This window comes from Burkholderia sp. D-99, assembly GCF_011605345.1.
Taxonomy (GTDB): domain Bacteria; phylum Pseudomonadota; class Gammaproteobacteria; order Burkholderiales; family Burkholderiaceae; genus Burkholderia.
The window spans coordinates 1-14,070 of sequence record NZ_JAAOXM010000017.1; the positions used below are offsets into that span (position 1 = coordinate 1).

The 14,070-nt window shown below is 65.2% G+C and carries 12 protein-coding genes; 3 read left to right on the forward strand and 9 right to left on the reverse strand.

From position 1 onward, the window contains the following. Positions 1-114: transposase (locus HAV18_RS35755; RefSeq protein ID WP_166965231.1), on the forward strand; the 114-nt coding region annotated here is incomplete at its 5' end. 77 nt (positions 115-191) lie between these two features. Here the strand turns inward: HAV18_RS35755 and HAV18_RS35760 are convergent. The 3 genes from HAV18_RS35760 to betC form a co-directional block, all read right to left on the reverse strand. Further along, positions 192-1,331 carry a porin gene (locus HAV18_RS35760; RefSeq protein WP_166965233.1) on the reverse strand — a complete coding sequence of 380 codons (1,140 nt, stop codon included), beginning with the start codon at positions 1,329-1,331 and terminating at the stop codon, positions 192-194. Between the two features lie 258 nt (positions 1,332-1,589). Beyond that, positions 1,590-2,555, reverse strand: a complete 966-nt coding sequence (choX, locus tag HAV18_RS35765) for a choline ABC transporter substrate-binding protein (RefSeq protein WP_166965235.1) — start codon at positions 2,553-2,555, stop codon at positions 1,590-1,592. A 45-nt stretch (positions 2,556-2,600) separates the two neighbouring features. Beyond that, entirely contained in the window at positions 2,601-4,136 is a 1,536-nt protein-coding gene (gene betC, locus HAV18_RS35770) for a choline-sulfatase (protein WP_166965237.1), read from the reverse strand. A 275-nt stretch (positions 4,137-4,411) separates the two neighbouring features. On the opposite strand from betC, the gene HAV18_RS35775 reads away from it, so the two are divergent. Together HAV18_RS35775 and purU are read left to right on the forward strand one after the other, a co-directional pair. Beyond that, positions 4,412-5,317, forward strand: coding sequence for a choline sulfate utilization transcriptional regulator (locus HAV18_RS35775; RefSeq protein WP_166965239.1), 906 nt, complete (start codon positions 4,412-4,414; stop codon positions 5,315-5,317). 259 nt (positions 5,318-5,576) lie between these two features. Next, a complete protein-coding gene (purU, locus tag HAV18_RS35780) occupies positions 5,577-6,461 on the forward strand; it encodes a formyltetrahydrofolate deformylase (protein WP_166965241.1) in 885 nt (294 codons plus the stop codon). 21 nt (positions 6,462-6,482) lie between these two features. Here the strand turns inward: purU and HAV18_RS35785 are convergent, their stop codons facing one another. The 6 genes from HAV18_RS35785 to HAV18_RS35810 all read right to left on the reverse strand — a co-directional run bounded on the left by HAV18_RS35785 (position 6,483) and on the right by HAV18_RS35810 (position 14,064). Continuing rightward, on the reverse strand, positions 6,483-7,475 hold the full coding sequence (locus HAV18_RS35785; RefSeq protein ID WP_166965243.1) for a DMT family transporter: 993 nt from the start codon (positions 7,473-7,475) through the stop codon (positions 6,483-6,485). A gap of 168 nt (positions 7,476-7,643) precedes the next feature. Next, on the reverse strand, positions 7,644-8,261 hold the full coding sequence (locus HAV18_RS35790; protein ID WP_166965245.1) for a TetR/AcrR family transcriptional regulator: 618 nt from the start codon (positions 8,259-8,261) through the stop codon (positions 7,644-7,646). Between the two features lie 422 nt (positions 8,262-8,683). Further along, positions 8,684-10,339 carry an APC family permease gene (locus tag HAV18_RS35795; RefSeq protein WP_166965247.1) on the reverse strand — a complete coding sequence of 552 codons (1,656 nt, stop codon included), beginning with the start codon at positions 10,337-10,339 and terminating at the stop codon, positions 8,684-8,686. Between the two features lie 225 nt (positions 10,340-10,564). Then, the gene (locus HAV18_RS35800) at positions 10,565-11,428 is read right to left on the reverse strand and encodes a glycine betaine ABC transporter substrate-binding protein (RefSeq protein WP_166965249.1); all 864 of its coding nucleotides are present in this window, start codon (positions 11,426-11,428) and stop codon (positions 10,565-10,567) included. A 133-nt stretch (positions 11,429-11,561) separates the two neighbouring features. After that, on the reverse strand, positions 11,562-12,710 hold the full coding sequence (locus HAV18_RS35805) for a hybrid-cluster NAD(P)-dependent oxidoreductase (protein ID WP_166965251.1): 1,149 nt from the start codon (positions 12,708-12,710) through the stop codon (positions 11,562-11,564). Positions 12,711-12,822: 112 nt separating this feature from the next. Next, positions 12,823-14,064: an aromatic ring-hydroxylating dioxygenase subunit alpha gene (locus HAV18_RS35810; RefSeq protein WP_166965253.1), complete on the reverse strand. Its 1,242-nt coding sequence runs from the start codon at positions 14,062-14,064 to the stop codon at positions 12,823-12,825. Positions 14,065-14,070 lie beyond the last annotated feature (6 nt).

Here is a 14,070-nt window from a genome sequence, read left to right on the forward strand (position 1 = left end):
GTCGAAGGTATCAACAACACCATCAAGGTCATCAAGCGTCGAGCTTACGGGTACCGCGACGAGGAATACTTCTTCCTCAAGATCCGCGCCGCGTTCCCCGGTAATCCTCGATGAACCAAAAAAAAGCGCGAACCTCGGTTCGCGCCAAAGAGAGACCTCGCTGAAGACGTCACAACCCCACACCACCCCGCTCAGAACGAATGGCGCATCCCGATCCGCACGTCGGCCTGCGTCTGCGTCGTCGACGGCGTGAAGCTGTAGCCGATCACCGCATCTACGCCTTGCGACGCGCGCAGGTAATCGCCGGAGAGGTACACGTCGGTGCGCTTCGACAGCATGTAATGCAGGCCCGCCGTGCCCTGGTTCCAGTGATGGCCTTCGAAGCGCGTGTGCTGGTAGCCGGCAATCAGGCTCAACGCCGGCGTGAACTGGTACGAGCCGCCGCCTTCGTAGACCTGCATGTGCGACGACTGGCCGAAGCCCTTGATCGTCGTGTACGAGAAGTTGCCGTCGAGCGTCAGCTTGCCGATCGTGTAGCTCGTGCCGATGCCGAACGTGCCCTGGCTGTCGACATCCATCGGCGTGTTCGCGAACAGGTCGGTGCGTGCGCCGGTCGCCGGATCGACGGTCACCGTCTGCTGGCCGAGGAACGTGTGCGTGCCGATCATCGCGTACGGGTCGAACGCATAGATGCCGTTCGGGTTGTTCAGGCGCGTGTACGCGGCGCCGATCGAGAAGTCGCCCTTCGTGAAGCTTGCGCCCGCGCTCCATGCGCTGTTGCGATGGAAGTTGCCGGCGACGTTGCCGAACGAGTACATCGCGCCGAACTTGAAGCCGCTGAGATCGTTCGACAGGAACTTCACCGAGTTCGGCAGGCGGTCGCCGTTGAAGCGGTCGAAGTCGCCCTGGTGGATCGCATAACCGCTGCCCCACGCGGAGATGTTGTAGATCGACACGAGTTCGTTCGTGATGTCGAGCTGGTTGCCGAACGACAGCGTGCCCCAGTCGTTCTGCAGGCCGACGTACGCCTGGCGGCCGAACTCGGAACCGCCGAAGCCGAGTTGCCCGGTGCCGAGGCGGAAGCCACTCTCGAGCGTGAACACGGCCTTCAGGCCGCCGCCGAGGTCTTCCGTGCCCTTGAGGCCGAAGCGGTTTCCGTACGCGACGCCGTCGTCGAACTTGACGACGTGCGAGCCGCCCGTGTTGTTCACGTACGTGATGCCCGCGTCGAGAATCCCGTACAGCGTCACGCTGCTCTGCGCATGCCCGATGGCGGGAATGCAGGCCGCGCATGCAAGCGCGGCGGCTACGGCAACTTTCGTGTGCTTCATTGTCGACCACCCTCCCTGAACCGTTCGATGGAAAGAATCTCGTCCCGGCGCGTGCCGCGATACGCCGGTGGATTCGAATTCGGTACGCCCGCTGGCTTCGGCATTTCGTTTTCCGCAATAACGCAGCCATTGGCGAAAAATACAAACCCATATTTCGGGTCACCCGTCTGAAGGCGACACCAAATGGTCACGATGCGACCGGTCGGGAAAACACGTAGACGGGCGGCGCGGCAAAACCGGCCGCCCGGAGGGAGGGAATCAGCGACCGTCGAGGGCCGCGCGCACGGCCGGCAGGCCCGGTGCGCCGGCTGTCGTCGTCACGCCGTCCAGCCAGCCGGCAACCAGCGCCGGGTCGGATTTCAGCGCATGCTGAGCCGCGAGCGCGGGCGATGTCTTGTGGTCGAGCATGTCGGCGATCATCCGGTTCTCGACGTCGACGGAAAACGTCATCTGCCGGAACAGCCGCGCCAGGTTCGCGCACTGGCCGGCGAACCCGGCGCGCGTGACCGTATTGACCGTCGCGCCGCCGTAGTTCGGCCCGAAATACGCATCGCCGCCCGACAGGTAGGTCAGGTGGAACTTCGTGTTCATCAGGTGCGGCTCCCAGCCGAGGAACACGATCCAGCGTTTGTCGCGCACCGCACGCTCGACCTGCGTGAGCATGCCCGTCTCGCTCGATTCGACGAGCGACCAGTTCGCGGCCCCAAGCGCATGGTCGGACAGCATCCGCTTGATGTTCTGGTTCGCGGGCGCGCCGGGCTCGATCCCGTAGATCTTGCCGCCGAAGCGGTCCGCGTAGCGCGCGAGATCGGCGAACGTATGCACGCCGGCGGCCGCCACGTAGTCGGGCACCGCGAGCGTGAACTTCGCGCCGCTCAGGTTCGCGTGCAACACGTCGATCGACTTCTCGTCGACGAACGGCTTCACGAGCGGCGCCTGCGCGGGCATCCAGTTGCCGAGGAACACGTCGACCTGCCCCTTCTTGAGCCCCTGGTACGTGATCGGCACCGACAGGTTCGCCACGTCCTGCCGGTAGCCGAGCGCCTTCAGCACGACGCCCGCCATCGCGTTCGTCGCATCGATGTCGGTCCAGCCGGGCGCCGCCATCTTCACGTCGCCGCACGTCTGCGGGTCGGCTGCGTGCGCGGCCTGCGTCGTCATCACGCAGGCGGCCGCGGCGAGTGCCGCGCCGATCCGGATTGCTGCATTGCATTGCCGTTCCATCTTCCGCTTCCTCCGTCGTTCGTCAGTGATCGCGATACGGGACGCTCAGCGTCCGACGCGCGGAAAGCGCGCCATCGCCTCGAGCGTGTCGAGTTCGATGTGATTGCGCATGTAGCGCTGGCTCGCATCGGTGAACGGCTGCCAGTCCCACGCGTGGATGCGACCCTGCGTCGTCGCCGCGTAATGGAAGCGCCGACGCCGCTGGCTCGCGCGCACCTGCCGGTCCAGTTCGGGCAGGTTCCAGCGCTGCGCGGCTTGCGCGCGGAACGCGGCGAGCACGTCGGCGGCTTCCGGCGTGCCGGCGAGGTTCGTGAGTTCGTGCGGATCGTCGGCGAGGTGGTAGAGCTGGTCGGGGTCAAGCGGGCAATGCACGTACTTCCAGTCGCCGCGGCGGATCATCACGACCGGCGCGACCGCGCCTTCCGCGAGGTATTCGCCGAGCGCGACGTCGTGCGCTGGCGTGCCGTGCAGGTGCGGCACGAGGCTTGCGCCATCGACAGGGTCGGGCCAGCCGCCGGCGGGCGCGGCGCCGGCCAGATCGACGAGCGTCGGCAGCAGGTCGAGGTGCGACACCGGCCCGCGCACACGCGCGGCGCCGAAGCGGCCCGGCGCATGCACGATCAGCGGCACGCGGCAGCCGCCTTCGAAGAACGTCATCTTGTACCAGAGCCCGCGTTCACCGAGCATGTCGCCGTGGTCGGACGTGACGATCACGATCGTGTCGTCGGCGAATCCGCATTGTTCGAGCGCGGCGAGCACGCTGCCGAACTGCGTGTCGACGTAGGACGTCGCGCCGTAGTACGCATGGCGCGCGGCGCGGATCTGCGCGTCGGTAGGCGGCGTGCGGTCGTTCTCGCAGACGAAGCGCAGCCGCTGCGAATGCGGGTCGCTCTCCGCCGCATCGAGCCGCACGGCGGGCATGTCGATCTCTTCGTCGCGGTACAGATCCCAGTATTCGCGCGTGATCGCATACGGGTCGTGCGGATGGGTCAGCGACACGACCATGCAGAACGGCCGCGCATCGTGCCCGGCCGCACGCTCGCGCGCGACGTCGTACAGCTTCTGCTTCGCGGCAAACGTGACCTCGTCGTCGAAATCGAGCTGGTTCGTGCGCACGCACGGGCCCGCGTCGAGCACCGAACTCATGTTGTGATACCAGCTCGGCCGCTCGGCCGGGCTGTCCCAGTCGGGCACCCAGCCGAAATCGGCCGGATAGATGTCGGTCGTGAGCCGCTCCTCGAAGCCGTGCAACTGGTCGGGCCCGCAGAAATGCATCTTGCCGGACAGCATCGTCCGGTAGCCGCCCGCGCGCAGGTAGTGCGCGAACGTCAGCGTTTGCGCCGGCAATTCGGCGGCGTTATCGTAGGCGCCGATCCCCGACGGCAGCTTGCCGGTCAGCAGCGAGAAACGCGACGGCGCGCACAGCGGGCTCGCACAGTAAGCGGCGTCGAACACCACGCCTTGCGCGGCGAGACGGTCCAGCGTCGGCGTGCGCGCCACGCGATTGCCGTAGGCCGGCAGCGCGAACGGCGTGAGCTGGTCGGCCATCAGGATCAGGATGTTGGGTGTCGGGTTCGTCATCGGCAGTCGTGGGAAAAACGGTGTTCGAATGGAACGGCGCGCCGCTCGTGCAGCGATACGTCCGGCATGACGGAAGCGGCCCGACGAAAGTGCCGCGCGGGCAGGCCGCGCTGGCTAGAATCGCGGGATGCGTTGCGTGCCACCCGTGGAGCGGGCTGTGAAGCGGGCTGTGAAACGGCCTGTGAAGCACGCACGCCGCACCGTCCGATGCACTATCGCCCGCCCGAATTCGCGCGGGTAGGCGTCCGGCCCTTATGGGGCCATTAGAGGGACTTATGTCGAAATCCGAACCGTTACCGTCGATGCAGGCGCTGCGCGCGTTCGAATCGGCCGCCCGGCTCGCGAGCTTCACGGCCGCTGCGCGCGAGCTCGGCTCCACCCAGCCGGCCGTGAGCCAGCAGGTATTCCAGCTCGAGGCCGAACTGGGTGTGCCGCTGTTCGAGCGCAGCCCGCGCGGCGTCACGCTGACGGCCGACGGCCAGTGCCTGTACGAAGCCGTGCGGGTGAGCCTCGACACGCTGCGCGGCGCCACCGCGACACTGCGGGCGCGCCGCGAGCACGGGGCGCTCACGATCGTCACCGACTTCGGCTTTGCGACCTACTGGCTGATGCCGCGGCTGGCCGGGCTGAAGCGCGTGATGCCGGATGTCGACGTGCGCGTCGTCACGTCACAGGATTACGACGCGCAGCGCGACCACGGCGACATCGCGATCCTGTTCGGCGACGGCCACTGGCCGTCGTGCACGGCCGCGCGGCTCTTTCCGGAATCGGTCACGCCCGTGTGCTCGCCCGCGTTCCGCGACGCGCACCCGCACGTCGCACGCGCCGACCACCTGCTCGCGTTGCCGTTGCTGCACGTGCAGCCGACGCGCCCCGAACGCTGGCTGTCGTGGTCCGGCTGGTTCGACGCGCACGGCCTCGATACGGCAGCCGCCGCGCGCGGCGTGACCTTCAACAGCTACGCGCTCGTGATCCATGCGGCGCTGCTCGGCGAAGGTGTCGCGCTCGGCTGGGCGCCGCTCGTCGACGAACTCGTCGCGTCCGGGCAGCTCGTGAAGCTCGTCGACGCGCCGGTCGTCACGTCGCGCGGCTACTTCCTGGTACGGCCGCCGCAGCGGCCCGAGCCGGACGCGACCCACGTGTTCCGGCGCTGGCTGCTCGACGCGTGCGCGCCGGCCTGAACGGCCGGCCGTCCGGCGGGCGGCTACCCGTCTGACGCCCGCTGGGCCGGCCGCGCCTGCCCCGCCTGACGCCTCCGCAGGGCCGCCTGACGCCCCGCTGCCGCCCGGCCGCGTTGGCGCGCCGATACCAGCCACACGGCGCGTTGGTTCTATCCGCCCCAAAATCGTCCTGATTTACTTGAGCCTCCCGCTACCCGCGTAGCGTGGCGCCCCGTCGCGCCGCCGCGCGGGTTGCGTTCCATGACATCCGAGGAACCTCATGACCGCCGACTCACGCCCCGATCAATTCGTCCTGACGCTGTCGTGCCCGAGCGCGGCCGGCCAGGTCGCCGCCGTCGTCGGCTTTCTCGAGCGCCATCGCTGCTATGTCGATGCGCTGAACGTGTTCGACGACGATCTCAGCAACCACTTCTTCGTGCGCTGCGTGTTTCATCCGACGGATGAAACGCTGCAGATCGACGCGCTGCGCCAGGAATTCGCGCCGATCGCGGCCGCGCTCGGCGGCGGCGAAGGCGACACGCAATGGGCGATTCACGACGTGAACGCACGGCCGAAGGTGCTGATCATGGTGTCGAAGCTCGAGCACTGCCTCGCGGACCTGTTGTTCCGCTGGCGGATGGGCGAGCTGAAGATGGACATCGTCGGCATCGTGTCGAACCATCCCGACTTCGAGCCGCTCGCCGCGCAGCACGGGCTGCCGTTCCGCCACTTCCCGATCACGGCCGATACGAAGGCGCAGCAGGAAGCGCAGTGGCTCGACTTCTTCGAGTCGAGCGGCGCCGAGCTCGTGATCCTCGCGCGCTACATGCAGGTGCTGTCGCAGGAAACGAGCGCGAAGCTCGCGAACCGCGCGATCAACATCCATCATTCGTTCCTGCCCGGCTTCAAGGGCGCGAAGCCGTATCACCAGGCGCATGCGCGCGGCGTGAAGCTGATCGGCGCGACCGCACACTTCGTCACCGACGATCTCGACGAAGGCCCGATCATCGAGCAGGTCGTCGAGCGCGTCGATCATGCGCTGCGCCCCGAGCAGTTGCTCGCGGTGGGGCGTGACGTCGAAAGCATCACGCTCGCGCGTGCCGTGAAGGCGTTCATCGAGCGCAGGGTGTTCCTGAACGGCGACCGGACGGTGGTGTTTTCGTAAGCGGGCGGGCCTTGCCGCCCGTCACGCGGAAGCCGACGGCACGCGCGCATGCGGCATGCCGATTCGTCGTGCCCGGCGTCGCAGATAGAGGTTGTTGAGGATCAGCGCCACGCCCGTCAGCGCGGCGCCCAGGATCTGCGCGCGGTTGGGCACCACGCCCGTGACCGCGGATACGATGAATGCCGTGATGGGCACGATGTCCATGAACAGCACGCCGTTCATCGGTCCCAAGTTCCGGTTGCCCGTCATCCACAGCAGGATCGCGCCGAAGCCGGCCACCGGCCCCATGTACGCGAGATGCGGCAGCACCGCGTGCACGGCGGCCAGCGACGGCGCCGCGATCCGGTGCGTGACGATCAGCACCAGGTTGACCGCGACGATCGTGGTCAATCCGAGCCACGTCGTGAAGGTCGTGTATTTCAGTGCGGACCATTTCGTAAACCGCGCGGCGCCGAACGTATAGACGACCCAGCACAGCGCGCCGACGACGATCAGCGCGTTGGCCGCGTAGTGCTGCGGTTCGTGCAGTGCCGCGATCACGTCGCCGCGCATGATGACGAGCGCGACGCCGGTAAAGGACAGCACGACGAACAGCACCGACACCGGCGCCGGCGCGACGCGCCGCACCAGCGCGTTGAGCAGCAGCCCCATCATCGGCTGCGTCGCCATCATGATCGACGCGGTCAGCGCGCCCTCGTCGCCGGCCAGCTGCTGCCCCAGGAACACGAACGAACCGAATCCGCAGAAGCCTATCGATCCGAGCAGCCAGGCGAGCGCCACGGGCTCACCGGCCGAACGGAACGCACCGGGCCCTTCGACGATCCGCAGCAACGCGAGGAAGCCCATGCCGGCGATCAGATAGCGCAGCGACGTGAACGTGAAGGGATCGATGTACCGCAACGCATCGGTCATCACCGGAAACATCGCGCCCATCAGGATCGTCGCGGTCACACATGCGACGACGCCTTTCCCGTACGCGTTCGCGGCGGGCGTTGCGAGTGTTGCGTCATTCATGACTGATCATTCCCAAATTAATTGAAAAATGATGCCGGTGCGGCTGCGCGCAGCGGCAGTGCCGTATCAACATACCTTATCGTTCTTGCCTGCCCTTCACGGTCTCAATGCGGGCACCCGGCATATCTCACATTTGAAACCGATCATTCTCAAAATAGTCAAAAAAAATCAGGTCAGCGCCCGCATCGCGATATCGACGATCGAGGCCAGCTCCGACTCCGATGCACGCGACTTGCCCAACACCCGCATGCCCTGGATCAGGCAAAGCAGGAACCGGCCCACTTCCTCCGGATCGAGATTCCGGTCGAAATCGCCCGACTGCTGGCCGCGCGCGACGGCCAGGCTGAATTGCGTACCGATGCGCAGCAGGGTCGATTCGATGTACGGGCGCAGCACGTCGTCGCCGGGCAGGAGTTCGACGGCCGAATTCGTGATGAAGCAGCCGCGTCGCTCCGACAGCCGCACTCCGATTTCCGTGTAGTACAGGAGCGCCTCCCGGAGTGCCTGCCGCGGTGGCAGATCCGCTGCGAGACGCTCCTTGAGCCGTGCGATCGCACCTTCCGCATAACGGTCGAACGCGGCGACCAGCAACCCGTGCTTGTCGCCGAAGGTGCGGTACAGGCTGCCGCGAAAAACGCCCGTGGCTTCGCACAATGCGTCGATCGACGTCGCGTGATACCCCTGCTCCCAGAACACGCGTGCTGCCGCATCGATCACCTCGTCGGTGTCGAATTCGCGTGGGCGGCCCCTGTCGCGGGCGCCGGAAGATGTCGAGGTCGGGTTCATGGAGACGGATATTAGAACCGATCGTTCTCAAAATCAAGCTGCCATGCCCGGTTGCATGGCCAGACTCCCGGCGGCAAATGCCGGCCCGATCAGGATGTCGATGGATCGAAGCCGGGAAACTGCTGCCTGGCGTTCGCGGACGAGAGGTAGGACGCGCCGCGCTCCAGCGCACCCGTGCGAATCAGCTGACCGCACGCTCGGCAGCGATAAAGCTCGGACTGCATGGGCTCATTCACCGCCACCTCATCGTAGTTCGAGGTGGGTGACGGGAATTTCAGGCAAGTGGAACACGGCATCACGATTTCCCGGCGGCAGGCACCCTGTCATGTCGGCATGATCGCGTATGACGTGCCGCAGTCGCGCGACGACCCCGTGTGCGGTTTCCGGAGCCATCGCGTGCTGCGTCCGCAAGCATTACTTCGTCACTTCACCCACGCAAAGTAATACGACAGCCAGATCGTCAGCCCCGCGCCAACCAGCGCCGCATAAGGCATCAGGTTCAGCCACATCGCGCGCTTCGGCACTTCGAGCTCCATGTCGCGCTGCATCTGCGCGGGGAACCGGCCGCGATCCTGCCAGTAATGACGGAACAGGAACACCGGCACGATCAGGAGCATCGCGATCAGCCCGTTGCGCAGCGTGCCTTCGCCCTGCAGGTTCGCGCCCGCACCGACATAGACGAGATTCGCGTAGCCGCAGATCGAACCTGCGACGAGCAGCCACGTCGGGCAGCGGAACGGCCGATCCCAGTTGCCGCGATCCATCCGGTGGATCCAGCCCGACTGAAGATTCAGGAATACGAACAGCATGTAGCAGACGTTCGAGATCGACAGCACCGTCATGTAGTCCGACATCATCAGCAACACGAGGTTGAAACCGAGATCGGTCCACATCGCGCGCGTGGGTGAGCCGTGCTCGTTCACGTGCGACAGGTACTTCGGCAGCCAGCCGTCGACCGACGCCTGGTACAGCGTGCGCGACGAGCCCATCATCGACGTCATCACGATCAGCAGGATCGACAGCATCAGCATCACGACGACCGCATTCGCGACCCATGCACCGCCGCCGACGATCTTCGCCATCGCGGCCGCGACGCCGGTGCCGTCGCCGATCGACGGATCGAGCATCGCCTGCGTGCCGAGCGCGCCCTGGAACGCCAACGGCACGAGCGTCATCACGACGAGACACAGTGCGCCCGACCAGAAGATCGCCTTGGCGGTATCGCGACGCGGATCGCGGAATTCACGCGTGTAGCAGACGGCCGTCTCGAAGCCGTACGACGCCCAGCCGGCCATGAACATCGCGCCGAGCGCCATCGTGACGCCCTGCCCGTTCCACGTGCCGAACGTCGCGGCCGTGAGATTGCCGTGCGCGTCGTGACCGAGCGGCAGCAGCGGGAGCAGGTTCGACATCGGTACGTCGCCCGTGACGAACGGCACGATGCCGACGATCAGCAGCGGCGTGAGCGACGCGATGCCGAGAATGCGCTGCGTGCGCGCAGCCTTCGATGCACCGCTGTGTTGAAGCTTGAACGTGATGAGAAGCAGGATCGTCGCGATGATGAACGTCGCATTGATCCGCAGGGACAGACCCGGCTTGATGAACCCGAGATCCGCAATCTTGAGCTGCCATTGCAGCACCGCCGCATTGGCGGGAAAGAGACTCGTGAGCGCATAGCTCGCCGCGAGGCCGCAGCCGAGCGCGAGCATCGGCGACCACGCGAGCCAGTTGCACCACACGGAAACCGGGGCGATCAGCTTGCTGTAACGGACCCAGCCGATCGCGCCATACACGGACGCGCCGCCCGATTTATGGGGAAATAGTCCCGATATTTCCGCATAAGTCGCGCTTTGAATCAGCCCCATCGTGATCGCGGCGATCCAGATCGCCCACGCGGGCTGGCCGATCGTCGCGCATACGCCGCCGATCGTGAACAGCACGCCTGCCGGCACGCCGCTCGTTACCCAAAAAGCGTCTTTCCAAGTCAGGCCACGATGCAGCGTGTGGCCCGTCGAATCATGTGAGATGGTTGCCTCAACATCACTGGTGCTGTTCGCACGCAGTCCTGCCTGACTCATCCAATTCCTCCTCTCGAGCAGAGTTAGCGCTTCAGCGCTTACTCTGGTCCGATGCAAAGCAGATGACTCCGCACAAGGGCCGTAGTGTAACAATTTACGGGGCTTTTTGCAGAATCAAAAAAATAATTCCGGGATACGACCACATCGCAGTACGATTATTTCGTTATCCTGCTGATCAATCCCGGACTGTCTCTTCGTCTTTTTATTGCGGCGAATCGTCGCGGCTTACTGCGTGCCTTCCGTCCACGAATTCACGCGGTCCGCATGCGCCGCAATCCATGCATCGGCAGCCGCTTCCGGCTTCGAGCCGTTCTGGATCGCCAGCATCACGCTGTCGATTTCACCCGGCTTCCACTGGAATTTTTTCAGGAACGCGACGACCGGCTTGGCCTTCGTTTCGAGCCCCGGATTCACGACACTGTCGACGTGCTCCGCGCCGCCGAACACCTTCTTCGGATCCTCGAGGAAGCGCAGCTTCCACTTCGCGAACATCCAGTGCGGCGCCCAGCCGGTCACGATCACCGGCTTGTTCGCATTGACCGAACGCGACAACTCGGCCGTCATCGCGCTACCCGAACTCGGCATCAGCGTATAGCTCAGGCCATAGCTCTTGATCGCGTCGTCAGTCTTGCGCATCACGCCTGCGCCTGCGTCGATACCGACGATCCGGCCACCGAAGCTACCTTTCTCGGCATTCAGATCGTCGATGCTCTTCGCCTTCACGTACGCGGGTACGATCAGGCCGATCTTTGCATCGGGGAAGTTCGCGCCGAGGTCGACAACCTTGGCCTTGTATTCATCCCAGTAAGAGCCGTGCGTGACCGGCAGCCATGCGGACAGCGTCGCGTCGAGATCGCCGCGCGCCACGCCTTGCCACATGATCCCGGCAGCCACCGGCACGAGCTGGACCTGGTAACCGAGCTTCTTCTCGATCACGCGCGCCGCGACGTTCGACGTCGCAACGCTGTCGTCCCAGCCTTCGACGTAACCGATCTTCAGCGTGGGCTTCGTATCGGCGAGCGCCGATGCGCTGAGCGCCACCATTGCCGACAGCGCGCCGGTCCACAACAGTTTTCCGAACAGCTTCATGGTCGATCTCCTTGATGTGCGCCTGCGCGCGTTGTCTCTCTAGGTTCTTCAACCACAAATCCGCGGTATCGTTGTTTTCCGACGGATGCTTGTCCGGGCGCGACGCGCCCGGACAGCCGATGGCGAGTGTCGACTACTTGTCGATCACGAGATCCGACAGCGGCTTGCTGCAGCACAGCAGCACCATCCCCTGGTCGATCTCGCGCTGGCGGATACCGCCGTTGTGCTTCATTTCAACTTGCCCCGACACGAGCTTCACCTTGCAGGTGCCGCACATGCCCTGCGTGCACGAGGCCGGCAGCCGCACGCCGGACTGGCGCGCAGCATCCAGCACGTGCTGCTCCGAACCGCACGAAATCTCGCGATTGCTCTTTGCGAAGCTGACCGTGAACTGTTTCGTCGCCGCGTCGCCGCCTTCAGCCGGCGGTGCGAGATCGGCGAGCAGCTCGTCGCTCGCGGTTTGCGCGAGCGTTTCGAACGAGAAGCTCTCCTCGTGATACTGCTTGCGATCGAAACCGGCTTCGTCGAGCAGGTCGCGCACGGCCTTCATGTACGGCGCGGGGCCGCACGTAAAGATCTCGCGCTCCATGAAATCCGGTGCGATCAGCTTCAGCAGCGGCAGCGTCAGGAAGCCCGTGACGCCCGGCCAGTTGGTGCGTGCGCCCAGGCGTTCGACGACGAACGACGTGCGGAAATTCGTGTGATTCGACGCGATCAGGTCGAGTTCGCGCGCGAAGATGATGTCGTCCGGCGTGCGCGCGCTGTGCACGAACAGGATGTCGCGATCCTCCGCGAGATCATGATGCGCGCGGCTCATCGACATCAGCGGCGTGACGCCCGAGCCCGCCGACAGGAACAGGTACTTGCGCGCCGGATGGCGTGCGCACGTGAACTCGCCGGCCGGGCCGAGCACGCGCACCGGTGCGCCCGGCTGCAGGTTGTCGTGCAGCCAGTTCGACACCTTGCCGCCCGGCACGCGCTTCACCGTGATCGACACCGTGTGGGGCCGCGCGGGCGACGACGAGATCGTGTAGCAGCGATTGATCGTTTCGCCGTCGATGTCGAGCTCGAGCGTGAGGAACTGCCCGGGTTCGAACGAGAACGAGCGGCCGTGCGGCGAACGGAAGAAGAAACTCTTCACGTCGTGCGTTTCCTGCCGCACGTGGCAGCACACCAGCGTTTCCTCGACGTCGCTCGTCCAGCGCTCGGGAAGGGCGTTCCAGAACGCCGGGCGTGTGACCCGGCTGTCCGTCGGCTCGAAGTTGGCCGCATCTCGCATCATGTCAGCCTCCGCCGGGCCGCCCCAAGGAGGCTGACCGCCCCCTTGGGGGGCAGGGAACGCAGTGAGCGTGGGGGTCGTTTCATCAGTTGCTCCGCTTGTCCGCTGCTAAGTGCTACTCGCCGGTTTTTTCAGCGAGCCGGCCGATGTACCAGGCCGAGAATTTTTCGACGAGACCTTCCGTGAACGGCGAATACGGGCCCGGCTCGTACGCGCTGCTGGTCGCGCCGCGCTGCGAGAATTCGACGAGCGCGCGATCCTGGTCGTTGGTCGCGTTCCACACGGCCGTGAGGTTCTTCACGTCGTAGTCGATGCCTTCCTTCGCGTCCTTGTGCACGAGCCACTTCGTGCGCACGAGCGTCTTGCCGGCCGACAGCGGGATCACCGAGAACGTCACGATGTGATCGCTCATGAAGTGGTGCCACGAGTTCGGCTGCGTCCAGAACGACAGCCCGCCGAGGTCCGCCTTGTCGAAGCCGCCGAGCAGCTTCTTCGACGCGACCTTCGCGTCGAGCGTCTGCGATTCGCCGTGACGATCGAGCGGCAGGCGCTGCGTGCGGAAACCCGTCACGTCGAGCAGCTTCTCGATCTCTTCGGACGGCAGGCCCATTTCGGCCCACTCCTTCCCGCGGCGCACACACGTTTCAGCGAACGCATCCATGCCTTCGGCATTCGCGTCGGAACGCTGGTAGCCGAAGCCGTACTCGTACAGCGAAATCGTCAGCTCCGGATGGTTCGCAACGCAGTGATAGCACTCGCGGTTGTTCTCCATCGTGAGCTTCCAGTTGCCTTCCTCGATGATGTCGATCTGCGCGGCGATCTTCGTGTTCGGCAGGTCGTGCGGCAGCAGGTACGGCTCCATCTCGGCGCGCAGTTGCGCGAAATCGACCGGCGGCTCGTCGGCGAGGCAGATGAAAATCAGGCCCGCGAGGTTCTCGACGTGGACCGACTTCAGGCTGTGCTTGCAGCGGTCGAACTTCTCGCCCATGTGCTCGGCGAACATCAGCTGGCCCGTCAGGTTGTAGGTCCAGCTGTGGTACGGGCACACGATGTTGCCGACCGAGCCCTTGTCTTCGTTGCACAGGCGCGCGCCGCGGTGACGGCACACGTTGTGGAACGCGCGGATCGCCATGTCGTCGTCGCGCACGATCAGGATCGAATCGCTCCCCAGTTCCACGGTCACGTAGTCGCCCGGCTCGGGAATGTCCGGCTCGACCGCCACCTGGATCCAGTGCTGGCGGAAAATCGCCTCCATGTCGAGCGCGAAGATGTCCTCGCTCGTGTAGAACGGCGCTTCGAGGCTGTGCCCTTCCTTGCGCCGCTCGATCAATGCACGAATGTCTGCCGATACTTTCATCGTTTG